This is a genomic window from Phyllobacterium sp. T2-21 (assembly GCF_055378485.1).
Map to the genome: position 1 here is coordinate 1,148,180 of NZ_AP027912.1, position 26,713 is coordinate 1,174,892.

Consider the following 26,713-nt stretch of genomic DNA (forward strand, 5'->3'; position numbering starts at 1 on the left):
GCTGACACAGAATGCGTTAAAGTTTCTTGCCCTCAGCCGCGCGCCAAGTCAAACAATGACTGCTGGGGCGTCAACGTGTTGCCCCAAACACGAACCCGTGTGTCGCAACAGTCGCCTTGGCCGGTTCAGGTGTTCTTTTCGAGCAGCCGCTTGACCAGGTCCTTGTCGATATTGCCCGTTGGCTTCAAGCCGTTGCTCTTCTGGAACGCCATGATGGCATCGCGGGTTTTCGTGCCCATCTTGCCGTCCGAGCCGCCGGCGTCATAGCCATTCTTGTTGAGGATCAGCTGAATATTGCGGACGGCTTTTTCCATGTTGATCGAACCGGTGGTGGCCGGGCTCTCGCGCCATTCCTCCGGCACGCTCAAGGCATTGCTTTCCGGATTCATCTGTTTTGGCTTCCACAGCGCGGTGGCTTCGCGGGCCCGGGTCAACTGATCGGTGGTCATGGCCTTTGCCACTTCGTCGCGCTTCTGGCCGGCATCCTTGTCACCGGCATTGGCGGCAAGCGCAAACCATTTGTAGCTTTCTTCCAGATCCTGCCGCATCCCCATGCCCTTGGCCGACAGGATTGCGAGGTTGAACTGGCTGTCCTTCACGCCGAGTTCGGCTGCCTTGGTAAACCACATGACCGCGGATTCATTGTCCGGCGCGCCATTCGCTCCGGCTGCGAACAGCACGGCCAGATTGTGCATCGCGCTGGCATTGCCCTGTTCGGCGGCCAGTTGGTAATAGGTCTTTGCTTTGGCAAGGTCGCGCGGAACGCCGAGACCCTTTTCGGCAAAATTCCCCAGGCGGTATTGTGCGGGCGCAAAGCCCTTGTCGGCGGCAAGCGTGTACCATTCGGCGGCCTTGGTGTAATCGCTCTGGACGCCCCGGCCTTCCATGTAGCGGTCGCCGATTTCAAACAGAGCCTTGGTATTGCCGCCGGCCGCCGCTTCGCGCAGCGGTTCCGGGCCTGCTTCGGCCGGGATGGCAGGAATCTGGCTCACGCTCGTATCGACCTTCGCCGATGCCGGGACATCCGTACCGGAAGACTGGGCGGCAATCAGGCTACCCACGGTTTCCCGCGTTGGTGCCGGTGCAGCGGTCTGCTCCTCGTTCGGGGTGCTTCCGGCGGCAGTTTGCAGTGTGGGGGCAGGAGCGGACGGTGACGGTGCTGCAGGAGCTGCCGATGCTGCAACCTGCGCCTTGGGTTCGACTGTTGGTACCATCGGCGCAGCGACGGAACCGGTATCGCCGTTCACTGCTACGGGGCCGCTGAAGAAGGCGTTTTTGAGTTGCAGGCCCGCGATCGCAATCATGATGGCGCCGATGGCAAGGAGAATGGGCTTGCGCTGGCGGGCCAGCAGGCTGCCCTTCTTGCCCTCCGCGCTGTCCTTGCGGCTGGAACCGCGCGTCTGGCTTTCGACTTCCGCTGCCGCTGCCTGCGCGGCGCGGCGGGCTGCAGCAATAAAATCCGCCTTGCCAATGCCCGTATCGCCGCCAAGGTTCATCTCGCGGCGTTCGTCACGAACGCGCTTGAGGATGGAGTTGAGATCCGGCATGCCCGAGCCGGGTTCAAGCGGCCGGTTGAGAATTTCGGCGTCAAGATCGGCCTTGTCGTCGATCTTTTCATCGCTGCCGATTGTCTCGATGGTTGGTTCCCGATGTGCCTGTTCCTGTTTGCTGCGGGACTTCATGCCGCGGGTCAGACTGCCCAACAGGGATTTGCGCGCCGGAGTCGTCTGTTCCAGCTGGTCAGCGTCGTCTGCGGCCATTGTCACGTGCGCCGGAACATCATCCAGCTTGGAAAAGACCGGGGCTTCAAAAGCGGTCTCGGCATCGCGGTATGGTGCCTCATAGGCATCAACCACGGTCTTGGTTTTGGCGGCCGCCGTGACATGCGATCCGGCGACAGCGCCATTCTCCAGGGAGCCAAGGCGGTCAACGATCTTCAAAAGCGTGTCATGGATGGCCTCGAAAGTCTTGGAATTGCGGTCTTCCGACTTGCGGGCAAGGCTTTCCAGCGTTTTCAGATCGTCGGCGAGCTCGCGGGCGATAACGCCGTCATGGGCATTGCCGAAATTGGCCGAATTGCGGATGGCTTCCGACGCCGCCTGACGCGCGGCTTCCACGACGAAGTCGCGGTTCATGGCCATCGATTCCTCGATGGCGTCAAGGCGCGGCGGGATGGCCGCAAATTCCGCATAACGATCGTTGGAATGTGAGAGGTGCTCGGCAAGACCGGCAATCTGCAACTCAAGATTGCGGATGGCATCGTTCGAACCATCGGCCTGCGGCACGTTCTGGGCGATATAGCGCGCCATATCGTCAAAGCGGGCTTCCAGGTTGTCGGTCAGGCGGATGTCGCTGTGCTCAGCCATCATGTGATGGTCATCGAGGCGGCGGGTCAGCTCTTCGAAGCGCTGGTCGATCTGGTGCATGAATGCCGGATCGGCGGCCGGTGCTTGCTGGGGCGCTGTTTCCAGACGATGGATGATGTGCAGGACCCGGTCTTCCAGATCGCGGAAATCGGAAATGCTGATGGAGGCCGGCGTATTCTCCAGATGGCGGGTGACAGACGACAGCTGTTCGGACAGCGCGTCAAGATTGATGGCTGGTGTTGCGCGCATCGCTGCCAGATGATCAACGCGCTCGGCCAGTTCGCCCATGCGCTGCAGGATCGTGTCCGAGGTGCGGTCGTAGGCAACCGCTTCGACCTTGCTGCTCAGGGTTGCGATGCGTGCTTCAAGGCGCTCAAAGGCATCGGTGTCGATGTGATTTGCCTGGGCAGGGCGGGCCGTTGCCACGATGGCGCGGCTGATTTCATCGAGCCGCTCGTCCATCTGGCGCATGAAATCGCCATTCACGCCGGATGTTCCCGTGCGCGACATCTGCTCCACGGCGCTTGCCAGTGTCTTCAGCTTGTCTTCGACCTTCTTCAGCGGAATCGATTGCGGCAATACATCCACCGCCTGGCGGATCTGGTCGAGCCGGCCGCCCAGCGGATGATCCTGACGGAAGGCGTCGAAGCGTTCGTCCATCGCATCCCAGCGATTGTTCAGGCTCTTGACCGATTCTTCGCGGGCGAGTGTCGTAACGGTGCGCTTCAATTCATCAAGATCGCCGCGCAGCATCGACAGATGACCATTGTCCGCGCGACCGGACCTGTCGTCCAGATTGCGGCTTGCAGTTGACTGGTGCAGGCGCTGCAAGGTTTCCGTGTGCGGTTCGGCGTGGTGCCGGGCCGGTGCACGGGCATCGTCGCGCATTTCTTCGCGCAACTGCTTGATGCGGGCAGCAATGGCCGAAAGATCGTGCTTGCCGTTATGGGGCTTGCTGGCAAAGGACGGCAGATCGTCGGATGGCTTGTGTCTCGGCGCCGATGCCGCGCCCGCGCGGGAAGCCAGTGCGGCGAAGCGGTCGGCAATATCTGTCTGGTCCTGGTCGAAATCCGGATAATCCGGCTCCATCGTCTCGCGCAGCTGGCTTTCCAGCGCTTCGAGCGTACGGTTGATACTGTCGAGCGATGTGGTCTCGCGGCGTGACCGGTTCACATTGACCTGTTCCAGTAGTGACCTTTGGTTCGTCATGGACGCCTGCTTTGCCGTGTTTACGCCAGTGATCCGGCGGGTTAATTCTGTTCCACGGGGCAGGGCCGGAAGCGCTGGCGATGTTCGCCTGCCATTCTGGCTTTGTCTGGTCTCGGTCTTCCGAAGCTGAAGAATGCGTTCTGCACATTGCCAATCCGGAAAGCCGGGACCGTTTGCCCCATGCGGTCCGACAAGCCGTGAAAAACAAATCACTCATAGACACGGTTTACCGACACCGTGACATTGGCGAAACGTGGTAAACAACTGGTTAAGAGATGGGCCGGAAGCGTTAAAAATGTGATACGCTGGCATTGTAATTCATAGACGCGGCACCAGCCGAAATCGCTAGAATCCATCTCTCATCGCCATCGTCTCGTTGAACAGGGCATCCCATTCAGAAAGATTGATCCACAGGAGCAAAATTTCACAAAATTTTGACGTTTACGGAAACGTCAAAATTTGTTAAAGAGATGGAAATTCCGACGGCACCGAAGTCTCCGGGCCGTTTTGCTCGTTTATGTTTTGGAGGAAACTGATGCCGAGTTATCGCGCGCCCGTTGAAGACACGCTTTTCATTCTCAATGATGTCCTGGGCTATGAACGCTACAACAATCTGCCAGGTTTCGCCGATGCATCGCCCGATATCGTTGCGGCAATCCTGAGCGAAGGCGCCAAGCTGGCCGAAAACACGCTGTTTCCGATCAACCAGTCCGGTGATCACGAAGGCTGTGTGCGTCATGCGGACGGCACGGTCACCACGCCCAAAGGCTTCAAGGCCGCTTTCGATCAGTACCGTGAAGGCGGCTGGATGAGCCTGGCCATACCGGCGGAATTCGGCGGTCAGGGTCTTCCCTATGCGCTGCATGTTGCGGTGGGCGAATACATGTCTTCGGCCAATATGGCGCTGGTGATGTATCCCGGCCTGACGCAGGGCGCGATTGCCGCGATCCTGACGCATGGCACCGACGACCAGAAGCGGACCTATCTGCCGAAAATGGTCGATGGTACCTGGACCGGCACCATGAACCTCACCGAGCCGCATTGCGGCACCGATCTCGGCCTGCTGCGCACCAAGGCCGCGCCCAATGGCGATGGCTCCTACAAGATTTCCGGCCAGAAGATTTTCATCTCCGCCGGTGAGCATGACATGTCGGAAAACATTATCCATCTGGTGCTTGCCCGTATCGAGGGTGCGCCGGAAGGCGTGAAAGGTATTTCCCTGTTCATCGTGCCGAAGTTCAATCTCGACGACAGCGGCAATGCCGGTACCCGCAATGGCGTGTCCTGCGGCTCGATTGAAGAGAAGATGGGCATCCACGCCAATTCGACCTGCGTGATGAACTATGACGAAGCCACGGGCTATCTGATTGGCGGCGAGAACAAGGGTCTTCGCGCCATGTTCACGATGATGAACGAGGCGCGTCTCGGCGTTGCCCTGCAGGGCCTGTCCATCGGGGAAATCGCCTACCAGAACGCGGTGGACTATGCGCGCGAGCGTCTCCAGGGCCGTTCGTTGACCGGACCGAAGGCGCCGGACAAGAAAGCCGATCCGCTGATCGTGCATCCGGATATCCGCCGCATTCTGATGACGATCAAGTCGTTCAATGAAGCGGGCCGCGCCTTCATCCTGTGGTCCGCGCTCAAGTCGGATGTCGCGCATCGTTCCGACGACGAGGGTGACAAGCAGATTGCCGATGATATTCTCGGCCTGATGACCCCGGTTCTCAAGGGCGTCCTGACGGACAAGGGCTTTGAACATGCGGTCATGGCGCAGCAGGTCTATGGCGGTCACGGTTACATCGAAGAACACGGCATGAGCCAGTATGTGCGCGATGCGCGCATTGCCATGATCTATGAAGGTGCCAATGGCGTTCAGGCGCTCGATCTCGTCGGCCGCAAGCTTGGTGCCAATGGCGGCCGCGCTGTCATGGCGTTCTTCAAAGAGGTCGGTGATTTCTGCGAGGAGAACCGCGGTGATGAAAACCTCGCCTTCTTCACCAAGCATCTGAAGAAAGGCCTCAATGACCTGCAGGCCGCCTCGATGTGGCTGATGCAGAACGGTATGGCGAACCCGGACAATGCCGGGGCAGCATCGACCGATTACATGCATCTCTTCGGTCTGGTATCGCTTGGCTACATGTGGGCGCAGATTGCCAAGGCATCCCATGCGAAGCTTGCGGAAGGTGCCGAGAAGAAGGATTTCTACGAGACCAAGCTCGTCACCGGGAAGTTCTTCATGGAACGCGTCATGCCGGAAACATCGGCGCATCTCGCCCGCATCCAGACCGGCGCGGACACGATGATGGCGCTGACGGCGGAGGCATTCTGATTGATGCAAAAGGGAGCGGAGGCTCCCATATGCAGCGAAAGGTGATTTCTAGGGAGGTTAGAGATGTCTATTCGGCCGGAAGACGTGTTGGGCGTGCCAAAACCCGACTGGAAGACTGACGATGTGGTGATGCTGCAGGACATGGCTTCGAAGTTTCTCGAAGCGGAGGTTCTGCCGCACTACGACCGTTTCGAAAAGCAGGAAATTTTTGACCGTTCCATCTGGGAGCTTGCCGGCGAGAATGGGCTTCTGTGCGCCTCCATGCCGGAAGAATATGGCGGTGCCGGCGGTACCTATGCCCATGAAAGCGCCATCCTGGAAGCTATCAGCCATGTTGGTGTCGATGGCTTCGGCATAGCCCTGCACAATTCAATCGTTGCTCCCTATATTTTGCATTATGGTTCGGAAGAGCAGAAGAAGAAGTGGCTGCCGAAGATGGCGACCGGCGAACTGATCGGCGCCATCGCCATGACGGAGCCCGGTGCCGGTTCCGACCTTCAGGGCGTGAAGACAAGCGCCAAGAAGGACGGCAATCAATACGTCATCAACGGATCGAAGACCTTCATCACCAATGGTCAGCTCGCCAATCTGGTTGTCGTCGTGACCAAGACCGACCCGTCGCAGGGCGCCAAGGGCACATCGCTCATTGTGGTCGAGACGGACGGACAGGAAGGGTTCGAGCGCGGCCGCAACCTCGACAAGGTCGGGCTGAAATCAAACGATACGTCGGAACTGTTCTTCAACAATGTCCGCGTGCCCACAGCGAACCTGCTCGGAACCGAAGAGGGCCAGGGCTTTGTACAGCTGATGCAGCAACTGCCGCAGGAACGTCTGCAAATCGGCGGCACGGCGATTGCCATGGCCGAGCGCGCCATCGCGATTACCTCGGACTATGTCAAGGAACGCAAGGCCTTCGGCAAGGCGGTCATCGACTTCCAGAATACCCAGTTCAAACTGGCCGAAATGAAGACGGAAGCCACCATCGGCCGCGTCTTCTACAATCACTGCGTGGAACGCCAGGTCAATGGCGGGCTCGATCCGGTCACTGCCTCGATGGCGAAATACTGGTTGAGCGACCTGCAGAACAAGATCGTTGACGAATGCCTGCAGCTGCATGGCGGCTACGGTTATATGAACGAATACCCGATCGCACGTATGTTCCGCGATGCCCGCGTCCAGAGGATTTATGGCGGAACCAATGAAATCATGAAGCTTTTGATCGCCCGCAGCCTCTGAGGTGCGGTTCGAAAAGGGAGAATGAAATGGCCGAAGCATATATTTATGACCACGTCCGCACGCCGCGCGGCAAGGGCAAGAAGGATGGCAGCCTGCATGAAGTGCCCGCCGTCCGTCTCGGCGCCAAGGTGCTGGAAGCGTTGCGCGACCGCAATGGTCTCGACACGGGACTGGTCGACGACATCATCTATGGCTGCGTTGATCCTGTCGGCGAAGCGGGTGCTGTCATTCCGCGCTCGTCGGCTTTCGAAGCCGGATACGATTTCAAGGCGCCCGGCATGCAGATTTCGCGTTTCTGTGCTTCCGGTCTCGATGCGGTGAATTTTGCCGCCGCCAAGATCGTGCAGGGTGCCGATGACATCGTCATCGCAGGCGGCGTGGAATCCATGTCGCGCGTTGGCATGGGCATGTCCGGCGGTGCCTGGTACATGGACCCGTCGGTGGGCCTTCCCGGTTATTTCATGCCGCAGGGCGTATCGGCCGATCTGATCGCCACGAAGTACGGTTTCACCCGCGATGACGTCGACGCCTATGCCGTCGAAAGCCAGAAGCGGGCCGGCGAAGCCTGGAAGAAGGGCTACTTCAAGAATTCCGTTCTCAGCATCAAGGATCAGAACGGCCTGACCATCCTTGATCATGACGAGCATATGCGTCCGGCAACGGACATGCAGGCGCTGGCGTCGCTCAATCCCTCTTTCGTGATGCCGGGCGAAATGGGCGGCTTCAACGCCGTTGGTATTCAGGCGCATCCGGAAGTTGAGACCATCAATCACGTGCACCACGCCGGCAATTCCTCCGGCATCGTCGATGGTGCCGCCGGTGTCCTGCTCGGCTCGAAAAGTGCCGGCAAGGCATTGAGCGCCAAGCCGCGTGCCCGCATCCGCGCCTTTGCCAATATCGGTTCCGATCCGGCCTTGATGCTGACCGGCCCGGTCGATGTGACGGAAAAACTGCTGAAGCGCGCCAGGATGAAGATTTCGGATATCGACCTGTTCGAACTGAATGAAGCCTTTGCGGCTGTTGTGCTGCGCTACATGCAGGCCTTCAACATTCCGCGCGACAAGATCAACGTCAATGGCGGTGCCATCGCCATGGGCCATCCGCTCGGTGCAACCGGTGCGATGATCCTCGGCACGGTGCTTGACGAGCTGGAACGCCGCGACCTGAATGTGGCCTTGGTAACCCTGTGCATTGGTGCCGGCATGGGCACCGCAACGATTATCGAACGCGTCTGAGGGAGAGCAGAAGATGAGCTATACAAACTTCAAATTCGACGTCGACGCGGACGGCATTGCGCTGGTCACTTGGGATATGCCCGACAAGTCGATGAATGTCTTCACCGAAGAGGTGATGAAGGAACTCGACGCCATCGTCGATCGCGTTGCCAAGGACGAGGCGATCAAGGGTGCGGTCATCACATCCGGCAAGGATACCTTCTCCGGCGGCGCGGACCTGACCATGCTCAAGCGAATGTTCCAGCTGTTCCAGGAGGAAAAGGCCAAAAACCCCAAGAAAGCGGTCGAACTCCTGTTCGAAAACACCGGCAAGATGGGCGGCCTGTTCCGCAAGCTCGAAACATCGGGCAAGCCATGGGTTTCGGCCATCAACGGCACCTGCATGGGCGGCGCATTCGAAATGTCGCTGGCCTGCCATGGCCGCGTTGTTTCCGATGACCCGTCGGTGAAGATGGCCCTGCCTGAGGTGAAGGTCGGCATTTTCCCGGGTGCCGGCGGCACACAGCGCGTTCCGCGCCTGACCAACCAGCAGGATGCCCTGCAGATGATGACGACCGGCTCCAGCCTGACTGCTGCCCGCGCCAAGGCCATGGGCCTCGTGCATGAAATCGCGCCGGCCAAGAAGCTCGTCGAAACCGCCAAGAAGATGATCAAGGCCGGTTTGAAGCCGGTCCAGCCATGGGATGAAAAGGGTTTCAAGCTTCCCGGCGGCGCGATCTATTCGGCAGCCGGTGCCAATCTCTGGCCAGCCGCCACGGCTATCCTGCGCCGCGAAACCTATGGCAATTATCCCGGTGCCGCAGCGATCCTGAAATCCGTCTATGAAGGCCTCCTCGTGCCCTTCGATACCGGTCTGAAGATCGAGCAGCGCTACTTCACCAACATCCTGCAGAGCACGGAAGCGGGCATGATGATCCGCTCACTGTTCGTTTCCCTGCAGGAACTGAACAAGGGTGCGCGCCGTCCTGCTGACGTCAAGCCGACCAAGTTCAAGAAGGTCGGTGTCATCGGTGCTGGTTTCATGGGCGCAGGCATTGCCTTTGTCACAGCCAAGGCGGGGATTCCTGTTGTCCTGATCGATCAGACGCAGGAAGCCGCCGACAAAGGCAAGGCGCATACGGCTGAGCTGATCACCAAGGATATCCAGCGGGGCAAGGCAACCGCGGAAGACAAGGAAAAGCTCCTTGGCCTGATCACCGCCACCACGCAATATGCCGAACTTGACGGTGCCGACCTTGTGATCGAAGCCGTGTTCGAAGACCGCGACGTCAAGCGCAAGGCAACGGAGCAGGCGGAAGCCGTGCTGAAGCCTGCGGCCGTGTTTGCCTCCAATACCTCGACCCTGCCGATCACCGGCCTTGCCAAGGTATCGGTGCGTCCGAAGAACTTCATCGGCATCCACTTCTTCTCGCCCGTCGACAAGATGATGCTGGTCGAGGTTATCCTCGGCAAGAAGACCTCGGAAAAGGCATTGGCCGTCGCGCTGGACTACGTGCGTGCGATCAAGAAAACCCCGATTGTCGTCAACGACACCCGCGGTTTCTACGTCAATCGCTGCGTCCTGCGCTACATGTCGGAAGCCTACAACATGTTGGTGGAAGGCGTTCCGCCTGCGATGATCGAGAATGTCGCTCGTATGGCAGGCATGCCGGTCGGGCCTCTTGCGCTCAATGACGAGACGGCCATCGATCTGTCGCAGAAAATCCTCAAGGCGACGCTTGCCGATCTTGGACCGAAGGCTGTCGATCCGCGGCATGTGGAACTGGTCAACACGCTTGTCGACAAGTACGACCGCCGTGGCCGCAAGAACGGCAAGGGCTTCTATGATTATCCGGCCAAGCCGGCCAAGAAGCATCTGTGGCCGGAGTTGAAGACGCTCTATCCGCAGCAGGACGCCGACAAGATCGATGTGGAAGTGCTCAAGCAGCGCTTCCTCTTCACCATCGCGCTGGAAGCGGCGCGCGTCATGGAAGAGGGGATTGTCACCGATCCGCGTGAAGCGGATGTCGGCTCGATCCTGGCGTTCGGCTTTGCACCCTATACGGGCGGAACGCTGTCCTATATCGATGGCATCGGTGCGGCGAAGTTCGTGGAAATCGCCAAGGGCCTGCAGCGCAAATACGGTGCCCAGTTCAAGGCGCCGAAGCTGTTGCTCGACATGGCCGAGAAGGGCGACACCTTCTATGAACGCTTCAATCCCTATCCGGTTGAAGCCAAGAAGAAAAAGGCGGCCTGACTGAGATATGAGGGGATCACTTGCTGATCCCCTCATTGCCGTTGTGCGTGGTTCGACAAGCTCACCATGAGGGGAGTGATTTGGCTGCAAGGCCAATCCCGAACGTTGCAGAATATAGCTCCCTGCAATCCTTGCCCTCCCTCATGGTGAGCTTGTCGAACCACACACGGGTCTTCTCGCAATATAAGAAAGTTTTCCGCATTTTATCTCGACTTTTCCCCAATTCCCTCCTAAAACTTTAGTGAAGGTATTTTTTCCTTTATCTGGAAGAGTCCCATGTTCTCACATGACCGTATCTGGGCGGCCATCGATGCGCTGGCGGAACGTCATTCGCTCTCCGTTTCGGGACTGGCGAAGCGCGCCGGGCTTGATCCGACCACCTTCAACAAATCCAAACGTTATGCGGTCGACGGTCGTGCCCGCTGGCCGTCGACGGAGTCGCTGGCCAAGATCATGGAAGCGACAGGCGCTTCGATCGATGAATTCATGACGCTGGTTGTCGGCGGCAAGGGTACAAGGGCCGGCATGGGTGCCATGCGGTCCGTACCGCTTCTGGGGTTTGCCCAGGCGGGCGCCGGCGGCTTCTTCGACGATGGCGGTTTCCCGGTCGGCCAGGGCTGGGATGTGGTTGAGTTTCCCGTCGGTTCCGGAGAAGCGGTCTATGCGCTGGAGGTTTCCGGGGATTCCATGCTGCCGCTTTATCGCGACGGCGATACGATCATTGTCGCTCCAGGCGCTCCGGTGCGCCGCGGCGACCGCGTCGTGGTCCGTACGAAGGAAGGCGAGGTCATGGCGAAGATTCTGACGCGCCAGACCCCGCGCACCATTGAACTGCAATCAATGAATCCGGAGCATGCCAACCGGACGTTTGATGCGGTTCATATCGACTGGATTGCCCGGATCCTGTGGGCCAGCCAATAACAGGGAGCCATTTCCCATGCGCCGGATACCGCTTTACGTTCTGACCGTTCTGGTCGGACTTTGTCTGGCCTATGTCTTTGTTTCCCCGTTCTATATCGGGCTGCCAGCGGCAGGGGTAAGCGGGCAGGACGTGACGATTGCCCCCGAAAATTTTCAGGTGCCGGCTGATACAGTTGGGGCCGCGCCGGACACACCGCCGCAACAGCCGGAATCTGCATCACCTCCAGCACAAACCGCCACTGCCGCACGGCAGGTCGATCCGGATGGATTTTCGATGACCGGCAAGCAATCCGGGCCCTTGCAGCGTATCGAACCACGCCAACCCTTGAGTGACATGGGGCATGCGACACCCCCTGCACCCCCTCCGCCTCCCGTGCCTGTCGATGCGACGGCACGGCCCAAACTGCTTTACCGCCCGGTAGCGACGGCCGCAGGAACCGTGGATGTCTCTGGCTACAGGATCGCCATCGAGGGGATCAATGTCGTGCCGCCGGAAGAAACATGCGCTGTCGATGGCGGGACGTCGTGGCCATGCGGCACGGCGGCGCGGACTGCCTTTCGCAACTGGCTGCGTTCGCGCGCCATAGAATGCAATGTTCCCGACCTTCCTCCGGAAGCGCTCGTTTCCACCCAGTGCAAGCTTGGTACGACCGATCTGGCCGCATGGCTAGTTGACAATGGCTGGGCGAGAGCCAGTGACGGCTCGCCCCTGGCCGATAATATGAAAAAGGCGCAGGAGGCAAAACGCGGCATTTTCGGCAGCCCGCCGCCATCGCTTCCCGCCGCCAGCGACTTGCCATCTCCCGTTGCCGCCGGCGACCTGCCGCTGCCATCGGCAGAACCACAGCCGGCACCGCTGGCTGTACCCGCTCCGGATGCGCCATTCCCGCCAAAGCCGCAGTAGAAAGGTTGGAGGTGTCAGCCTTCGTGGCAGACGGCCTCGATATTGTGGTTGTCCGGATCACGCACGAAGGCGCCATAATAGTCCGGATGGTAATGGGGGCGCAGTCCTGGCTGGCCATTGTCGTTGCCGCCAGCTTCCAGGGCTGCCTTGTGAAAGGCATCGACGAGTGCGCGCGTGTTGACACGAAATGCAACGTGCGCCGGCGGATTGTTCGCGATGCCACCGGCGATCCAGAAATCGGGCTTGCCGCCTTCGCCAAAGCCGGCAACGTCGGCGCTCCCGGTCACGGATGCCGGGAACTCGAGGATCAATTCATAGCCAATGGCCGCAAGGGCTTTCTGGTAGAATTTCTTGCTCTCGTCGAAATTGCTGACATTCACTCCGATATGGTCAATCATTCCGTCCTCCCTCGATTTCGCTCCAGATATGGAGCAACTATGCCAGTTGGCCCATCAATGCCTTTTTAATGAGGGCCCGCGTTTCGGCGATGCCGTAAAGCGCGACGAAGGAACCGAACCGCGGCCCGCGTTCCTGTCCGATCAGCACTTCATAGAGCATCTGGAAGAACGACACCGATACGCCGGGCCCGCCTTCGGGGCTCTTCTTGGTGTGATCCTGATAGCGTTCGATGCCACGGGCAACATCCAGCATGGCGTTCTGGATGGCATTGCCATCCGCATCCGCCGGCAAGGTGGCAAGCTGCGCATCAATACCCTTCAACGCCGCAAGCTCAACGTCGTCCGCGGGGCGGAACTTCTTGGTCGGCTTGACGAAATCGTTGAAGTAACGGATCGCATAGGTGACGAGCTCGTTCAGCTTCGGATTGTTTTCCTGCGTCACGCCGGGCGCATAGCGGGAGATGAACCCCCAGAGGACATCGGCATTTTCGGCATTCGACGCGCTGACGAGGTTGAGCAGCATGGCAAAGGGCACCGGCATGTCGAGCACGGGCGGATTGCCGTAATGCTGATGCCAGACCGGATTGCCGAGGCGCTCCTTCCACTCCTGCCGCTGATAGGCGGACAGGAAGGTGAAATACTCGTCCACGGCCTTCGGGATCACGTCGAAATACAGCTTCTTCGCCGTCTTCGGCTTCTGGAACATGTAAAGTGCCAGGCTCTCGGTCGGCGCGTAGGTCAGCCAGTCATCGATGGTCAGGCCATTGCCCTTCGACTTGGAAATCTTCTGCCCCTTGTCATCGAGGAAGAGCTCGTAATTGAAGCCTTCGGGCGCCCGGCCGCCAATGGCGCGGCAGATCTTGGATGACAGGGTCACGGAATCGATGAGATCCTTGCCGGCCATCTCGTAATCAACGCCAAGGGCGGTCCAGCGCATAGCCCAGTCAGCCTTCCACTGGCACTTGACCTTGCCGCCGGTCACTTCCGTTTCGACGTGTTCACCGGTATCGGGGTCCTCATAGGTGATGGTGCCCTTCTGCACATTGCGGGCGATCATCGGAACCTGCAGGACAACGCCGGTGCGCGGGCTGATCGGCAGGAACGGCGAATAGGTCGCCCGGCGTTCCTCACCCAGGGTGGGCAGGATGATGTTCATGACATCATCATAGGCCGCCAGCATCTTGAGCAATGTCTCGTCGAACCGGCCGGAAGCGTAATAGTCCGTTGCCGAGGCAAACTCGTAGTCGAAACCGAAACGGTCGAGAAACGCCCGCAGCCGCGCATTGTTGGCCGCACCAAACGATGGATACTCGTTGGAGAACGGGTCGGGAATGCGGCTGAGCGGCTTGCCCAGATGCGAAGCCATCATCTCCCGGTTCGGCACATTGTCCGGAACCTTGCGCAATCCGTCCATGTCATCCGAGAAGCAAAGGATCTTTGTCTTGACGCTGTCCTTCGTCAGGACACGAAAGGCGTGGCGGACCATCGACGTGCGCGCGACTTCGCCGAACGTGCCGATATGCGGCAGGCCGGACGGGCCGTATCCTGTCTCGAACAGGATCGAGTCGGGATAGCCGGATTTTTCGTAGCGTTTGATGATCTTCTGCGCCTCTTCGAAGGGCCATGCTTTGGCCTCTGCTGCCGCCGCGATCAGCTCGGGGGTCAGTTCGATTTTGGTGTTTGGGCGCGAAGTCATTCTTGGTTTCCTGTTTTCCTGCCATGTGGTGAAGCGCGCGGACACTATGGCGGCAGCTTCGCCGCGTCAATTGCCACGGCGTCACACAAGGCTTTTGCATGCGCTTTCAATAAAAATCGACGGGGAAGTACCGTAGATAGAGTTCAGAGGTCGTGCCCTTTTCCTCCATGGATTTCAATGCAAAATTGAAGGCATCGACGAGATCGGTGTTCTTCGCGGTTGTGGCGATCATCATGCCGTCGCCCAGAAACTGTGGTGCGATATACGGGCCGCCGGAAAATGTGCAGCAATTCTGCGCTTCCGGGCTGCCGATCCAGAACGACAGGTCGGATCCGTCGCCAAAAACCGCATCGATTTTCTTGTCACGCAAATCCTTCAGCATCAGCGCGCGTGTAGGATAGCCGACCCATCTGTCCTTGGGGAAGTAATCGGCGAAAATCGCCTGATGCACCGACCCGTCCACGACGCCAACCACTTTCTTGTCGAGCTTGTCCGCCAGGGGTTCCTCCAGTGTCGTTTCCTTCAGGGTGACGAAACGGGCAGGCAACCGCATGTAGGGAGCGGTGAATGCAAACTTTTCACGCAATTGTGTCGTGGGCTTCAATCCGGCGATAATGGCCTCGGCTTCGCCGTTTTCCACGGTCTGCTGAAGTTCATTCCATGGACGCGCTTCGATCTGGCAAATCGCAGTCACATTCAATTCGCTGCAGATGGCCCGCACCAGATCGATGTTGAAACCGGATATCCGTCCGCTGGCGTCGATGAAATTGAACGGAGGGTAATCCACCGTGGTCACAAACCGGATGCGCTCGACCGTCGAAAGATTTGGCTTGGCAACATGTTCCCGGCCATCCCAATAGTGCGGGAAATCCGATGCTGCACTGGTTTGAGACAATCCTGCCCCAAGGAAAACTGCCGTGCAAAAAGCGATTGTGCGGATATGCATTCGATTTGAGAAGCCCATGTGATTTGCCCGAAGAGTAGCATGGGTGATCCTGACATGACAGGTTTGATGGCCGTCCTGTGCCGCTGCACGGAGCGACGGGCTGCAATAGATGCTGTTCTTCGACTTATGAAGAATTGCCACTGGTATAAAGAGACGTAACAATATTATTCTTCGCTTATAACGCTATAAATTGTCCCGAATTTTATTTTCAATTATGAATTGTGAGTTGAGTTCATGCTGTTGGCGTTCCCTCTACAGAAAACACGCGCCTTGACGATCGATAATATTCAAAGATCAGGCTCCCGGTAGAGGGAAGATGCTGCATCGAGACATCGAAGTGGCTCTGGCCGCGCGTCTCTACCGCGCCGGATTGGCGAAAATCCTGATCGTACGGGCCTTCAGGGACTCCATTGCCGGCAACACGTCCTTTATCGACGAACTCTATGCCAGCGTTCGCGGCAAAGATGCGCTGATCGGCCAATGTATCGCCGACATAACAGGACTGGCTTTTGAAGCGGCACCGCAAACAACCGGCATTTTTCTGCGATCGGGCCCGGATATCACCATTCTGCCGCACGCACGCATTGCGACGACGCTCAACCACGACAACAATGCATTGACCTATATTGCGCCGACAATCGCCGACATTGCTGTTGTCAAACGCTATCTGTCGAGCCGCAAAGAGCTGGCTGGCCGCTTGAGCGTGACCACGCCCTCAGGGGTGCGCGTGCTTCTCAGGGCCGGGCATCAGCATCTGCTCGCCGATAGAGCTGCTAGAATGATCGAAGACTCCCGCTGCGAATACTCGGCCAAAACTGTCCTGACAGGTCAGCAGGGCATCCTGATCGGCATATTGGCAAGCTGTCTGCTGCTGGGCGCCTTTGAAAAGCAGCAGCTGAGCTGGAAGGGTGCGCATGTCATCCTCTCGTTGTTCTTTCTTGCCTGTGTCCTGCTGCGGTTGGTGGCATGCAAAAATGCTCGTTGCGACAATCCGTTACCCCTGCTGGCAATAAATCCAGCAGAGCTTCCGATCTACACGGTTATGATTGCACTGTATCAGGAAGCAGACATTGTTCCGCAGCTCGTCAGAGCCATGCTGTCGTTGAACTGGCCGCGTTCAAAGCTTCAGGTTCTCTTCCTCTGCGAAGGGGATGACGCGGCGACGCTCGCCGCATTGAGGCGCCAGGGGCTGCCTCAGCCCTTCGACATCATTTCCGTATCCGGATATGGCCCACGGACGAAGCCAAAGGCGCTCAATTACGGGCTGCTGCTGTCGAAGGGAGCGTTTGTCGTGGTTTACGATGCGGAGGATCGCCCCCACCCAGACCAGTTGCTGGAAGCCTTTCAACGCTTCCAGTGCGCCGATGAAAAGCTCGGGTGCCTTCAGGCTCCGTTGAAGGTCGCCAACGCCCATGAAAGTTTGGTCGCGCGTCTGTTCGCCTTCGAATATGCGGCGCACTTCCAGAGCTTCCTGCCGTGGCTTGCGCATCGCGGGCTGGTCTTGCCCCTTGGCGGCAGCTCCAATCATTTTCGTTCCGATTGCCTGACCGCCATCGGAGGATGGGATCCGCACAACGTCACGGAGGACGCGGAGCTCGGCACCCGTTTGGCGCGCCTGGGGTATCGGACGGATATGATCGAACGCGCGACGATCGAAGATGCGCCAACTGAAATCGGCATCTGGTTTCGCCAGCGAACGCGCTGGTTCAAGGGCTGGATGCAGACGTGGCTTGTGCAGATGCGCCAGCCGTTTACCCTTCTCGTCCAGTTGGGCATTCTGCGCTTCGTCGTCTATCACCTTCTGGCGGTGGGGATGATCGTTTCATCCCTGCTTTATCCCGTCACGCTGCTGTTTATGCTCTCGGTCACCTTGTGCTGGTTTTCCGGAAGCGATGTCTTTGCCCGGCATCGGGATATTCTCTGCATCGATCTCATCAATATCGTGATGGGATATCTCTCGTTCCACCGGCTGGGGCAGCGCGCGCTGGCGGGCAAGGGGATGCCCGGCAGGATCCTGCCATGGATACCGCTCTACTGGTTGCTCATGTCCCTGGCGGCGTGGCGCGCTTTGGGGCAGTTGAACACGCGGCCTTTCCTATGGGAGAAAACGCCGCATCGGCCCGCACAATCTACTCAAGAAACCCCGGGCCGGAACCAATGATCAGAGCGTCTTCATTGCCGATCACCCCGACATCCCGGCCCTTGTAGGGCAAGCTCAGCAAAACCCGGCGGATAACGGCGATGCGGGCGCGGCGCTTGTCATTGGAGCGCACCACGGTCCACGGCGCATGCGCCGTATGGGTCCGGGCCATCATCTCGTTCCGGGCGTTGGTATAGTCATCCCACTTTTCGGCACCGGCAATATCCATCGGCGAGAACTTCCAGTTCTTCAACGGGCTGTGGCGTCGATCGTGAAAACGTTTCAACTGCATGATCTGGCCGATATTGAGCCAGAATTTGAAGAAGAAGATACCGTCGGCAACGATCATGCGTTCGAAGCCGGGTGTTTCCTCGAGGAACGTTTCATGCTGTTCCGGCGTGCAGAAACCCATGACGGGTTCGACGCCACCGCGATTGTACCAGGAGCGGTCAAACGTGACGAATTCGCCCTTTGTCGGAAAATGCGAGACGTAGCGCTGATAATACCATTGGCCACTTTCGGTTTCCGTGGGCTTGGGCAGGGCAACGTTGCGCGCATTGCGGGGGTTCATGTATTGGCGCAAGGTAAAGATCGTTCCGCCCTTGCCGGCGGCATCGCGCCCTTCGAAGACGGTTATCACGCGGCCGCCGGTTTCCTGCAGCCAGCTCTGCATTTTGACCAGTTCAATCTGCAGCTGCTCAAGTGTTTTTTCGTATTCGGCCCTGTTCATTTTATCCGTGTAGGGAAAGTCACCGGACGCAAGGGCGCCGTCGTCAATCCAGTCCGGCAGTTTGGCATCGTCGATATCGAAACTCCGCTTCTTCCCGTCGATGCTGAGTTTAAGCGTTGTCTTACCGACATGCGGCTGGTCGGATTTCTCTTTCGAATTTTTGGCCAAGACAGTCTCCCTCAATTGACATGAAGCCATGTTATTGGGACAGCGTTGTGGCGTCCAGTGTCGATGACAAGCATGGCAGGGCAGGGAGTTGAACGCATGAGCATATTCGGTTCAGGGCAGGAAAGCCGCGGTTTGCGGCAAAGGGCAATGCAGCGGATCATCCGCGCGCGCTATATTCTTGGTGCCGCTGCCTTTCTCACCGCGCTCGTTCTGAATTCCGGCGCGTCCTTGTGGCTGAGCTTTGCCATTCTGATGCTCCTGCTTCTGGGCGTGGTCGCCTTGTCGGCAAGCATTCCGCGCAGCGACGACACCAACCGTGCGCAGCCGGTCAGCGATCCGGCGATCTTTCGCCTGTCCGGTCAGCAGCTTGCGGCGCAATTGCCCGATCCCCTGATCATCTTTGATCACGAAGGGACAATTCTTTACGTCAATCCGGCGGCCAACGGCGCTTTCGGGCCTCTGGCGCGCGGCGGTACGCTGCTTCTGCATTTCCGCGCACCGGAGATGCAGACGCTGGTCCAGTCGGTCATGTCGGATGCGCAGGCCGGATCGATCGATTATTCCGAGCGTGTCCCGGTTGAACGCTGGTATCGCGCCACAGTGCTGCGTCTGGATCAGGGCGGCTCCGACCGCCAGTATCTCCTGTCATTCCGCGATCTGACCGAGGCGCATCGTCTGGAGCGCATGCGCTCGGACTTCATCGCCAATGCCAGCCATGAATTGCGCACGCCACTGGCGTCACTCAGCGGTTTCATTGAAACGCTGCGCGGTCCGGCGCGCAACGACGCCGTTGCCCGCGACAATTTTCTGGAGATCATGCAGAAGCAGGCCGAGCGCATGGCCCGGCTCATCGATGATCTTCTGTCCCTGTCGCGCATCGAAATGAAGGCCCATATAGCGGTCAAGGACCAGGTGGACCTGACCATCGTTCTCAATCATGTGGTGGATACTCTCCGCCCGCTCGCCACGCACCTCGACATTGAAATCGAACGCCACATCGATCCCGGGCCGGTCATGGTCCTCGGCGACCGGGATGAACTGACGCAGGTTTTCCAGAATCTTCTGGAGAACGCCTGCAAATACGGCCAGTCCGGCAAGAAGGTGGTTGTCGAGCTCAAAAACAATGGCGAGGGGATCAAAGCCACTATTCAGGATTTTGGCCCGGGTATACCGGAGGAGCACATCCCGCGGCTGACCGAGCGCTTTTATCGCGTCAATATCGAAACCAGCCGGGCCCAGAAAGGCACAGGCCTCGGTCTGGCAATCGTCAAGCACATCCTTACGCGGCACCGGGCCCGGCTTGTCGTTCGCTCCCGTGTTGGCGAAGGTTCATCGTTCACGGTTGCCTTCGGTCCGCAGAAGGCCAAGGCTTGACGCCAACAAAAAAGGCGCCTGACGGCGCCTTTCCCTATCTATGTGCCTCGCCGATTACCGGGCGCGGCGGCGATCGGACGCCGGCTGATAGGCCAGGCGGGCATGATAGGTGCAGTACGGGCCGCCTTCGCCGACATCATTTCCGCAGAAGTGAAAATCAGGCTGCAACGGATCGCCCATCGGCCACTTGCAGGTGCGCTCGCTGAGCTGCACCAGTTCGAGACGCCGCGAGATCGGCACCACGACATCCGTCGAGGGCTTCATCACGGTCTGCGTAACCGTGTCGACAAAATATTCCTGCTGCAGCGCTGTTGCGCCAACGCTCTTGGTCACAACGCGGCTCGTCATCTGCGCCGACGTGCTGACGCTGCTGCGATGTCCGGCCGAAGCGGTCGTGTTGACTTTCTTGCTGCGTGTCTGGGTCGATGTGGTCTTGCCGCGGCCTGACAGTTTCAGGCGGTGCACCTTGCCGATGACCGCATTGCGGCTGACGCCACCCAGCTGTGCAGCGATCTGGCTTGCGCTCAGACCTTCGGCCCAAAGCTTCTTCAGCTGTTCTACGCGCTCATCTGTCCAGTTCATCTTCCTTGGCTCCGTATTGTGCGGACTCTAGGCTGAATCCTTCCCTCACATCTGGATTGCTCCAGATTGCAGATACTATATCTATCCAGGTGACGAGGTCCGCCGCACGAAATCTAGCTATTCCGTTTCTCAAGCTACAATATGCGATGACTCTGTGACAAGAGTCGGGCGTGGGAAGCGGCTTGCTTTTTTGGGTTTTCCCCAACTTGCGCGTGAAAACGCGGCATAAATGACATTTCCCGCAAATCCCGTCGCTTTCCGTATGGTCGCTTGGCTACAGATTTGAAAACCTTATGGAAAGACCGCCTCGCGCGGACGCACTGTCGCGTCTATGTTTTTGAAGTGTTCATTTGACAATTGCGGATTGAATGATGATATTACCAGCGTCAGGCCGCCCTTGTGGGCGGCTTTTTGATTTCATCGCTGCAGGTTTCTTCTTAGCAAACAGCAGATCAAAACAGGGTATTGGAGGCCCGAAACGACATGACGGACGCAAACGCGCAACCGCTATACGACACTTTTGCTCGTGCGGATCTGCGCTTTGAGCGAGGAGACGGTGTTTGGCTGACGACTGAGAGCGGTGAACGCTATCTGGATTTCGCTGCCGGCATTGCCGTCAATTCGCTGGGTTATTCGCATCCGCATCTCGTCGAAACCCTGAAGACCCAGGCTGACAAGCTCTGGCATCTGTCCAATATTTATGAAATTCCGGGGCAAAGGCGTCTTGGTCAGCGTCTCGTGGACAACACGTTTGCCGACAAGGTGTTTTTCACCAATTCCGGGGCGGAAGCGCTGGAATGCGCGATCAAGACCGCCCGGCGCTATCACTATGTCAACGGTCACCCGGAACGGTTTCATATCATCACGTTCGAAGGCGCGTTCCATGGCCGGACGCTGGCGACGATCGCTGCCGGCGGCCAGGAAAAGTATCTCGAAGGCTTCGGCCCCAAAGTCTCGGGTTTCGATCAGGTGCCCTTTGGTGACGAGAAGGCATTGAAGGCGGCCATTGGTCCCCAGACCGCTGCCATCCTGATTGAACCGATCCAGGGCGAGGGCGGTGTGCGTCCCGTGCCGGATGAGGATTTGCGCCGTCTGCGCAAGATTTGCGACGAGAATGGCCTGCTGCTAATCCTCGATGAAGTTCAGTCGGGTGTCGGACGTACGGGCAAGTTCTTTGCATATGAGTGGTCGGGTATCACGCCCGATATCATGGCTGTCGCCAAGGGCATCGGCGGCGGTTTCCCGCTCGGCGCCTGTCTCGCAACGGCCGAGGCAGCCAAGGGCATGACAGCCGGCGTGCATGGCACGACCTATGGCGGCAATCCGCTTGCCATGGCCGTCGGCAATGCCGTGCTCGATGTCATTCTCGCTGACGGCTTTTTCGAGCATGTGCAGCAGGTCGCCCTCTTCATGAAGCAGGGCCTTGCATCGATCTCCGATCGCTATCCCGAGGTCATTGCGGAAGTACGCGGCCGCGGGCTGTTGATGGGCATCAAGAGTGTTGTTCCCAATACAGCGCTCGTTCAGGCCCTGCGTGATGAACACCTGCTCACTGTTGGTGCCGGCGACAACGTCATTCGGTTGCTGCCGCCTTTGGTCGTGACCGAAGAAGAGGCCCGTGAGGCCCTTTCCCGGATTGAAGCCGCTGCCGAACGTCTGTCGGTCACGGCCCGGCAGAAGAGTGCGTAGGGAACTGTCATGACAATCAAGCAGGACCTCCGTCACTTCACGGACATCTCGGCGCTTTCTTCCGGTGTGTTGCGTTCCATTCTTGATGATGCGCGCGCGCGCAAGAACCGCCTCAAGGCAGGCAATATTGAGAAGCCCTTTGCAGGCAAGGTGCTTGCAATGATTTTCGACAAGCCTTCGACGCGGACCCGCGTGTCCTTCGATGTCGGCATGCGCCAGCTGGGCGGCGAAACCATCATGCTCACCGGTTCCGAAATGCAGCTCGGCCGCAGCGAGACCATTGCGGATACGGCAAAGGTGCTTTCGCGCTACGTCGATATCATCATGATGCGCACGACGACCCATGACCGGCTGATCGAAATGGCTGAGAATGCCACGGTTCCCGTCATCAATGCCCTGACGGACGACACGCATCCCTGCCAGATCATGGCCGATATCATGACGTTCGAAGAGCATCGCGGTCCGGTCAAGGGTAAAACGTTTGCCTGGACAGGCGATGGCAACAATGTGCTGCATTCGCTCGTCGAAGCGGCTGCGCGCTTTGATTTCAACCTGAACATTGCCACGCCGGAAGGTAGCGAGCCCGAGAGCAAATATCTTGCCTGGGCCAAGAGCGCCGGCGGTAATGTCAAGCTGACGTCCGATCCTATCGCGGCTGTCGAGGGCGTTGACTGCATCGTCACCGATACGTGGGTTTCGATGGGACAGGAAGGCCGTGCGCGCGGTCACAATGTGTTCATGCCCTATCAGGTCAATGATGCCCTGATAAAGCACGCGCATCCCGATGCCCTGTTCATGCACTGCCTGCCTGCCCATCGCGGCGAAGAAGTAACGGATTCCGTTATTGACGGGCCGCACTCGGTCGTTTTCGATGAAGCCGAAAACCGGTTGCATGCGCAAAAAGCCATTCTAGCCTGGTGTCTCGAAGGAGGTCGCCCGCGTGTCTGATATGCCTGACATCACCAAGCGCTCCGACGAATACGTCTTCGCCGGGGATGATGCGGTTGTGCCGTTCCAAGTCGAGACACTCGATGCCCGCGGCCGCGCCGTGCAATTGGGTGCGACACTGGACGATATTCTCAGCCGGCACGACTACCCGGAGCCGGTTGCAAAGCTCCTGGCCGAAGCGATTGTCTTGACCGTGCTCCTGGGAACGTCACTGAAATTCGACGGCAAGTTCATTTTCCAGTCGCAGTCCGATGGGCCTGTGGACATGCTGGTGGTTGATTTCCGCACGCCGAATTCGGTGCGCGCCTATGCCCGCTATGACGAAGACCGGCTGGCAGAGGCGATCGCCGCACACCGGCTTTCGCCGGAGCAGTTGATGGGGACGGGAACGCTGGCGCTGACGGTTGATCAGGGCGAGTACACCCAGCGGTATCAGGGCATCGTTGCCCTCGACGGTTCTAATCTGGAGGAAATAGCCAAGACCTATTTCCGCCAGTCGGAGCAGATTCCGACCGATATCCGCCTGTCCGTCGCCAAGCTCATAGAACGCGGCGAGGATGGCAAACCCGTCGAGCAATGGCGCGCCGGAGGGCTGATCGTGCAGTTCCTGCCGGAATCCGAGCTGCGTATCCGCCAGCGTGATCTGCCTGCGGGCGATGCGCCGGATACCGACGAGGATGAGGACGATATTGAAGAGGACGATGATTGGGCTGAAGTGAAGGCTCTGGTTGCGACCATCGAGAGTTCGGAACTGACCGATCCGCAGGTGGGCGCCGAACGGCTGCTGTACCGCCTGTTCCATGAACGCGGCGTCCGCGTGTTCGACGCCGTGCCGGTGAATGACGATTGTTCCTGCTCGCGTGACAAGATTGCAGGCGTCCTCTCCGGATTTACCGCCGAAGAAATCACGGACAGCATCGAAGATGGCAAGATCAGCGTGACCTGCGAGTTCTGCTCGACCCATTACGAGTTTGACCCGGCGGAATTCCTGCCAAAGAACTGATTATCCAAGCGAGGATTGCCCCTGTGGACGTACGCGACAGCAACGGAAATGAGCTTCAGGACGGCGATTCCGTCACCTTGATCAAGGATTTGAAAGTCAAGGGAACATCTGAGACGATCAAGCGGGGTACGCTCGTCAAGAATATCCGCCTGAACGGCCGCGAGGGTGAAGTCGAGTGCAACACCAAACAGGTCAAAGGCCTGGTTCTGAAAACGGAATTCGTCAAGAAGGCGTAGTGCGACGTCACAAGCGCCGCAGGGGAATTGCTATTTCAGCAGCCCGTTGGCGATCCGCCAGGATACCAGCGCCTCGTGGGCAGCGGTGACGGCAACCAGGACAATCAGGAACGCACCGATGATCAGCCACAACGGCCACGGCTTCGCCGAACGTTTGGCGAAGAGACCGACGACAAGGCCCGGTACAAGCGCCAGCGCCAGAAGTTCCGGCATGCCGGCCTTGCCAGCCTGAATGCTCGGCAGGGCATAGCCCATAAAAAGTGCGCCGACACCAATGGCAAAGGTGACAACGGAGCAGGCAAGCGCCTTCAGGTACGGCATTTCAGTTTGGCTGGTCATCAGGGCGTGTACTCATGCATGTGATCAAAACGGCGCTTGCAACGATTGCGCTCCGCAAAGGCAACAGTCCGGTCGAGAATTAATTCAATGTCCGCAATTGATCCGGCAAATCAAGCGAAAAAGCCGGTATCTCGATGTCGAACAAGTTTCCGGTTTCGCTTTCCATGGAATAACGGCCAACCATCACACCGGATGTCGTTGTCAGCGGGCAGCCTGAGGAATACTGGAACGAGTCTCCGGGATTGAGCACTGGCTGTTCACCGATGACCCCAGGGCCGCGAATCTCTTCGATCTGGCCGTTCCCATCGGTGATTTTCCAATAGCGTGCCCGAAGCCGGACGGTGCCGTCGGATTCATTGGCGATCGTAATCCGGTATCCCCAGACATATCTGTTTTCTTCCGGATTGGACTGCTCCTCCAGATAGAATGGTTCTACGATTACTTCAATATTCTGAGTGACTGCGCGATACATGATAAACCTTGTCTTATCAATGATATTGCGGGTCGTGGCCGTCTCGTCAACCATTACAATACATAAAGATGATTAAATTTAATGTGAATAGCCAACATTCTGCAACGTTTATACTTAAATATACCGCTCCCGCACTGAAATTGGTTTCAGTGCGGGATTGGTCCTGTCTTACTTGGCTGCCTTGAGGGCAGCATCAAAATCCTCGATCAGATCGTCGGCATCTTCCAGGCCAACCGACAGGCGCAGCAGCCCGTCCGAAATGCCAAGTTCTGCACGTGCTTCATCTGTAAGGTTTTTGTGCGTGGTTGTCGCGGGGTGTGTGATGAGACTCTTCGAATCTCCAAGATTGTTGGAAATCCGCACCACTTCCAGTCCGTTCTCGCAATCAAAGGCCGCTTTCTTGCCGTCCTTGAGTTCGAAGGCCACGAGCGTGGAACCGCCGGTCATCTGTTTGGCGATGATGTCCGCCTGCGGGTGATCCGCACGGCCGGGGTAAATAACCCTGGAAACTGCCGGATGGTCCGCGAGGAAGTCTGCAATTTTCGCCGCACTTTCGGTTTGCTGGCGGACGCGGACGGGCAAGGTTTCAAGCCCCTTCAACATGATCCAGGAATTGAAAGGGCTGAGGCCCGGACCGGTGTGGCGGAAATATTCGTGGAGGTTTTCGTCAATCCACTTCTTGTCGGAAAGGATGACGCCGCCAAGACAGCGTCCCTGGCCTTCGATGTGCTTGGTGGCCGAATAGACGACGATGTGGGCGCCAAGTTCCAGCGGTTTCTGGAACAGCGGGGTCGCAAACACATTGTCGACGATCAGTTTGGCGCCGACGGAATTGGCGACCTTGGCCACGGCGGCAATATCGACGATCTCGAGGGTCGGATTGGTCGGGCTTTCCAGGAACAGCGCCTTGGTGTTCGGGCGGATGGCCTTTTCCCAGTTCTCGGCCTTGGAGCCATCGATCAGGGTGAAGTCCACGCCATATTTTGGCAGGAGCGTCTCGATGATGTAGCGGCACGAGCCGAACAGGGCGCGCGCTGCAAGAACATGGTCACCGGCCTTGACCTGACACAGGATTGCTGCCGCAACCGCAGCCATTCCAGAAGCCGTTGCGCGCGCATCTTCCGCGCCCTCGAGCGCGCACATGCGCTTTTCGAACATATCGGTTGTCGGATTGGCGTAGCGTGAATAGATGAAGCCAGGTTCTTCGCCTTTGAAACGGGCTTCGGCAGCTTCCGCCGTGTCATAGACAAAGCCCTGGGTAAGGAAGAGGGCTTCCGATGTTTCACCGAAACCGGAGCGCAAGGTTCCGGCATGAACGAGTTGTGTCGCGGGGCGCAGCTTACGGGTTGTGGTCATCGTCTTCTCAATCTGCCAGAATCTGGCCAATAAAAAACCGGCCTTGCGGGAATCGCAAAAAGGCCGGACGAGACCGGGCCTCTTTTAGCAAATTGTTTAACGTGGCTGCAAGCCGGCCGGCCAAATCACCACGGGATAAAATTGCTTTAATCCTCTTGGCGGCTTGCGTCAATCGGGTGAGACGCTAAAGCTTTTGGGAA

21 protein-coding genes and 1 riboswitch are annotated in these 26,713 nt (G+C 58.3%); of the genes, 12 read left to right on the forward strand and 9 right to left on the reverse strand.

Going from position 1 to position 26,713, the window contains the following annotated elements:
* Positions 1–125 precede the first annotated feature (125 nt).
* Complete coding sequence (locus ACZ5FP_RS05725) at positions 126–3,575, reverse strand: peptidoglycan-binding protein (RefSeq protein ID WP_464662676.1); 3,450 nt, start codon at positions 3,573–3,575, stop codon at positions 126–128.
* Positions 3,576–4,110: 535 nt separating this feature from the next.
* On the opposite strand from ACZ5FP_RS05725, the gene ACZ5FP_RS05730 reads away from it, so the two are divergent.
* From ACZ5FP_RS05730 to ACZ5FP_RS05755, 6 genes are all read left to right on the forward strand, one after another.
* Positions 4,111–5,904 (forward strand): acyl-CoA dehydrogenase C-terminal domain-containing protein, encoded by a 1,794-nt coding sequence (locus ACZ5FP_RS05730; protein WP_464662678.1) that lies wholly within the window; start codon positions 4,111–4,113, stop codon positions 5,902–5,904.
* A 63-nt stretch (positions 5,905–5,967) separates the two neighbouring features.
* The gene (locus ACZ5FP_RS05735) at positions 5,968–7,140 is read left to right on the forward strand and encodes an acyl-CoA dehydrogenase family protein (protein ID WP_464662680.1); all 1,173 of its coding nucleotides are present in this window, start codon (positions 5,968–5,970) and stop codon (positions 7,138–7,140) included.
* A gap of 26 nt (positions 7,141–7,166) precedes the next feature.
* Complete coding sequence (locus tag ACZ5FP_RS05740; protein WP_464662682.1) at positions 7,167–8,375, forward strand: acetyl-CoA C-acetyltransferase; 1,209 nt, start codon at positions 7,167–7,169, stop codon at positions 8,373–8,375.
* Positions 8,376–8,388: 13 nt separating this feature from the next.
* Positions 8,389–10,611 (forward strand): 3-hydroxyacyl-CoA dehydrogenase NAD-binding domain-containing protein, encoded by a 2,223-nt coding sequence (locus tag ACZ5FP_RS05745; protein ID WP_464662684.1) that lies wholly within the window; start codon positions 8,389–8,391, stop codon positions 10,609–10,611.
* 276 nt (positions 10,612–10,887) lie between these two features.
* Positions 10,888–11,532, forward strand: a complete 645-nt coding sequence (locus tag ACZ5FP_RS05750) for a S24 family peptidase (RefSeq protein WP_464662686.1) — start codon at positions 10,888–10,890, stop codon at positions 11,530–11,532.
* A 16-nt stretch (positions 11,533–11,548) separates the two neighbouring features.
* The gene (locus tag ACZ5FP_RS05755; RefSeq protein ID WP_464662688.1) at positions 11,549–12,436 is read left to right on the forward strand and encodes a thermonuclease family protein; all 888 of its coding nucleotides are present in this window, start codon (positions 11,549–11,551) and stop codon (positions 12,434–12,436) included.
* Between the two features lie 14 nt (positions 12,437–12,450).
* On the opposite strand, the gene ACZ5FP_RS05760 is transcribed toward ACZ5FP_RS05755, so the two are convergent.
* The 3 genes from ACZ5FP_RS05760 to ACZ5FP_RS05770 all read right to left on the reverse strand — a co-directional run bounded on the left by ACZ5FP_RS05760 (position 12,451) and on the right by ACZ5FP_RS05770 (position 15,425).
* On the reverse strand, positions 12,451–12,834 hold the full coding sequence (locus ACZ5FP_RS05760; RefSeq protein WP_464662690.1) for a VOC family protein: 384 nt from the start codon (positions 12,832–12,834) through the stop codon (positions 12,451–12,453).
* Positions 12,835–12,871: 37 nt separating this feature from the next.
* Positions 12,872–14,530 (reverse strand): lysine--tRNA ligase, encoded by a 1,659-nt coding sequence (locus ACZ5FP_RS05765; RefSeq protein WP_464662692.1) that lies wholly within the window; start codon positions 14,528–14,530, stop codon positions 12,872–12,874.
* 106 nt (positions 14,531–14,636) lie between these two features.
* Positions 14,637–15,425 (reverse strand): transporter substrate-binding domain-containing protein, encoded by a 789-nt coding sequence (locus ACZ5FP_RS05770; RefSeq protein ID WP_464662694.1) that lies wholly within the window; start codon positions 15,423–15,425, stop codon positions 14,637–14,639.
* A gap of 367 nt (positions 15,426–15,792) precedes the next feature.
* On the opposite strand from ACZ5FP_RS05770, the gene ACZ5FP_RS05775 reads away from it, so the two are divergent.
* Positions 15,793–17,637: a glycosyltransferase gene (locus ACZ5FP_RS05775; RefSeq protein WP_464662696.1), complete on the forward strand. Its 1,845-nt coding sequence runs from the start codon at positions 15,793–15,795 to the stop codon at positions 17,635–17,637.
* Here the strand turns inward: ACZ5FP_RS05775 and ppk2 are convergent.
* Complete coding sequence (ppk2, locus tag ACZ5FP_RS05780; protein WP_464663192.1) at positions 17,606–18,448, reverse strand: polyphosphate kinase 2; 843 nt, start codon at positions 18,446–18,448, stop codon at positions 17,606–17,608. The genes ACZ5FP_RS05775 and ppk2 overlap by 32 nt on opposite strands.
* A gap of 162 nt (positions 18,449–18,610) precedes the next feature.
* Between ppk2 and phoR the strand changes: the two genes are divergently transcribed.
* On the forward strand, positions 18,611–19,888 hold the full coding sequence (gene phoR / locus ACZ5FP_RS05785; RefSeq protein ID WP_464662698.1) for a phosphate regulon sensor histidine kinase PhoR: 1,278 nt from the start codon (positions 18,611–18,613) through the stop codon (positions 19,886–19,888).
* A gap of 54 nt (positions 19,889–19,942) precedes the next feature.
* Here phoR and ACZ5FP_RS05790 read toward each other — a convergent pair whose 3' ends face one another.
* On the reverse strand, positions 19,943–20,470 hold the full coding sequence (locus ACZ5FP_RS05790; RefSeq protein WP_223611884.1) for a GcrA family cell cycle regulator: 528 nt from the start codon (positions 20,468–20,470) through the stop codon (positions 19,943–19,945).
* Positions 20,471–20,953: 483 nt separating this feature from the next.
* Between ACZ5FP_RS05790 and ACZ5FP_RS05795 the strand changes: the two genes are divergently transcribed.
* The 4 genes from ACZ5FP_RS05795 to ACZ5FP_RS05810 are packed head-to-tail and all read left to right on the forward strand — an operon-like array spanning position 20,954 to position 24,346.
* On the forward strand, positions 20,954–22,159 hold the full coding sequence (locus ACZ5FP_RS05795) for an aspartate aminotransferase family protein (protein WP_223611883.1): 1,206 nt from the start codon (positions 20,954–20,956) through the stop codon (positions 22,157–22,159).
* A gap of 9 nt (positions 22,160–22,168) precedes the next feature.
* The gene (argF, locus tag ACZ5FP_RS05800; RefSeq protein WP_346307647.1) at positions 22,169–23,107 is read left to right on the forward strand and encodes an ornithine carbamoyltransferase; all 939 of its coding nucleotides are present in this window, start codon (positions 22,169–22,171) and stop codon (positions 23,105–23,107) included.
* A 1-nt stretch (position 23,108) separates the two neighbouring features.
* Complete coding sequence (locus ACZ5FP_RS05805; RefSeq protein ID WP_464663193.1) at positions 23,109–24,110, forward strand: Hsp33 family molecular chaperone; 1,002 nt, start codon at positions 23,109–23,111, stop codon at positions 24,108–24,110.
* A gap of 23 nt (positions 24,111–24,133) precedes the next feature.
* A complete protein-coding gene (locus tag ACZ5FP_RS05810) occupies positions 24,134–24,346 on the forward strand; it encodes an alkylphosphonate utilization protein (protein WP_162800123.1) in 213 nt (70 codons plus the stop codon).
* A gap of 30 nt (positions 24,347–24,376) precedes the next feature.
* On the opposite strand, the gene ACZ5FP_RS05815 is transcribed toward ACZ5FP_RS05810, so the two are convergent.
* The 3 genes from ACZ5FP_RS05815 to ACZ5FP_RS05825 form a co-directional block, all read right to left on the reverse strand.
* On the reverse strand, positions 24,377–24,685 hold the full coding sequence (locus ACZ5FP_RS05815; RefSeq protein ID WP_223611880.1) for a hypothetical protein: 309 nt from the start codon (positions 24,683–24,685) through the stop codon (positions 24,377–24,379).
* Positions 24,686–24,764: 79 nt separating this feature from the next.
* Positions 24,765–25,157: a Co2+/Mg2+ efflux protein ApaG gene (gene apaG / locus ACZ5FP_RS05820; protein WP_105736766.1), complete on the reverse strand. Its 393-nt coding sequence runs from the start codon at positions 25,155–25,157 to the stop codon at positions 24,765–24,767.
* 168 nt (positions 25,158–25,325) lie between these two features.
* Positions 25,326–26,513 carry an O-succinylhomoserine sulfhydrylase gene (locus ACZ5FP_RS05825; protein WP_464662700.1) on the reverse strand — a complete coding sequence of 396 codons (1,188 nt, stop codon included), beginning with the start codon at positions 26,511–26,513 and terminating at the stop codon, positions 25,326–25,328.
* A 62-nt stretch (positions 26,514–26,575) separates the two neighbouring features.
* Positions 26,576–26,655: riboswitch (SAM riboswitch) on the reverse strand.
* Between the last annotated feature and the right edge of the window lie 58 nt (positions 26,656–26,713).

Bases quoted from the DNA above. Each gene is read 5' to 3' on its own strand.
- phoR (WP_464662698.1), top strand. From the start codon at position 18,611: ATGAGCATATTCGGTTCAGGGCAGGAAAGCCGCGGTTTGCGGCAAAGG.
- ACZ5FP_RS05790 (WP_223611884.1), bottom strand. From the start codon at position 20,470: ATGAACTGGACAGATGAGCGCGTAGAACAGCTGAAGAAGCTTTGGGCC.
- apaG (WP_105736766.1), bottom strand. From the start codon at position 25,157: ATGTATCGCGCAGTCACTCAGAATATTGAAGTAATCGTAGAACCATTC.
- ACZ5FP_RS05765 (WP_464662692.1), bottom strand. From the start codon at position 14,530: ATGACTTCGCGCCCAAACACCAAAATCGAACTGACCCCCGAGCTGATC.
- ACZ5FP_RS05755 (WP_464662688.1), top strand. From the start codon at position 11,549: ATGCGCCGGATACCGCTTTACGTTCTGACCGTTCTGGTCGGACTTTGT.
- argF (WP_346307647.1), top strand. From the start codon at position 22,169: ATGACAATCAAGCAGGACCTCCGTCACTTCACGGACATCTCGGCGCTT.
- ACZ5FP_RS05740 (WP_464662682.1), top strand. From the start codon at position 7,167: ATGGCCGAAGCATATATTTATGACCACGTCCGCACGCCGCGCGGCAAG.
- ACZ5FP_RS05730 (WP_464662678.1), top strand. From the start codon at position 4,111: ATGCCGAGTTATCGCGCGCCCGTTGAAGACACGCTTTTCATTCTCAAT.
- ACZ5FP_RS05825 (WP_464662700.1), bottom strand. From the start codon at position 26,513: ATGACCACAACCCGTAAGCTGCGCCCCGCGACACAACTCGTTCATGCC.
- ACZ5FP_RS05725 (WP_464662676.1), bottom strand. From the start codon at position 3,575: ATGACGAACCAAAGGTCACTACTGGAACAGGTCAATGTGAACCGGTCA.
- ACZ5FP_RS05815 (WP_223611880.1), bottom strand. From the start codon at position 24,685: ATGACCAGCCAAACTGAAATGCCGTACCTGAAGGCGCTTGCCTGCTCC.
- ACZ5FP_RS05745 (WP_464662684.1), top strand. From the start codon at position 8,389: ATGAGCTATACAAACTTCAAATTCGACGTCGACGCGGACGGCATTGCG.
- ACZ5FP_RS05735 (WP_464662680.1), top strand. From the start codon at position 5,968: ATGTCTATTCGGCCGGAAGACGTGTTGGGCGTGCCAAAACCCGACTGG.
- ACZ5FP_RS05795 (WP_223611883.1), top strand. From the start codon at position 20,954: ATGACGGACGCAAACGCGCAACCGCTATACGACACTTTTGCTCGTGCG.
- ACZ5FP_RS05805 (WP_464663193.1), top strand. From the start codon at position 23,109: ATGCCTGACATCACCAAGCGCTCCGACGAATACGTCTTCGCCGGGGAT.
- ACZ5FP_RS05775 (WP_464662696.1), top strand. From the start codon at position 15,793: ATGCTGCATCGAGACATCGAAGTGGCTCTGGCCGCGCGTCTCTACCGC.
- ACZ5FP_RS05750 (WP_464662686.1), top strand. From the start codon at position 10,888: ATGTTCTCACATGACCGTATCTGGGCGGCCATCGATGCGCTGGCGGAA.
- ACZ5FP_RS05760 (WP_464662690.1), bottom strand. From the start codon at position 12,834: ATGATTGACCATATCGGAGTGAATGTCAGCAATTTCGACGAGAGCAAG.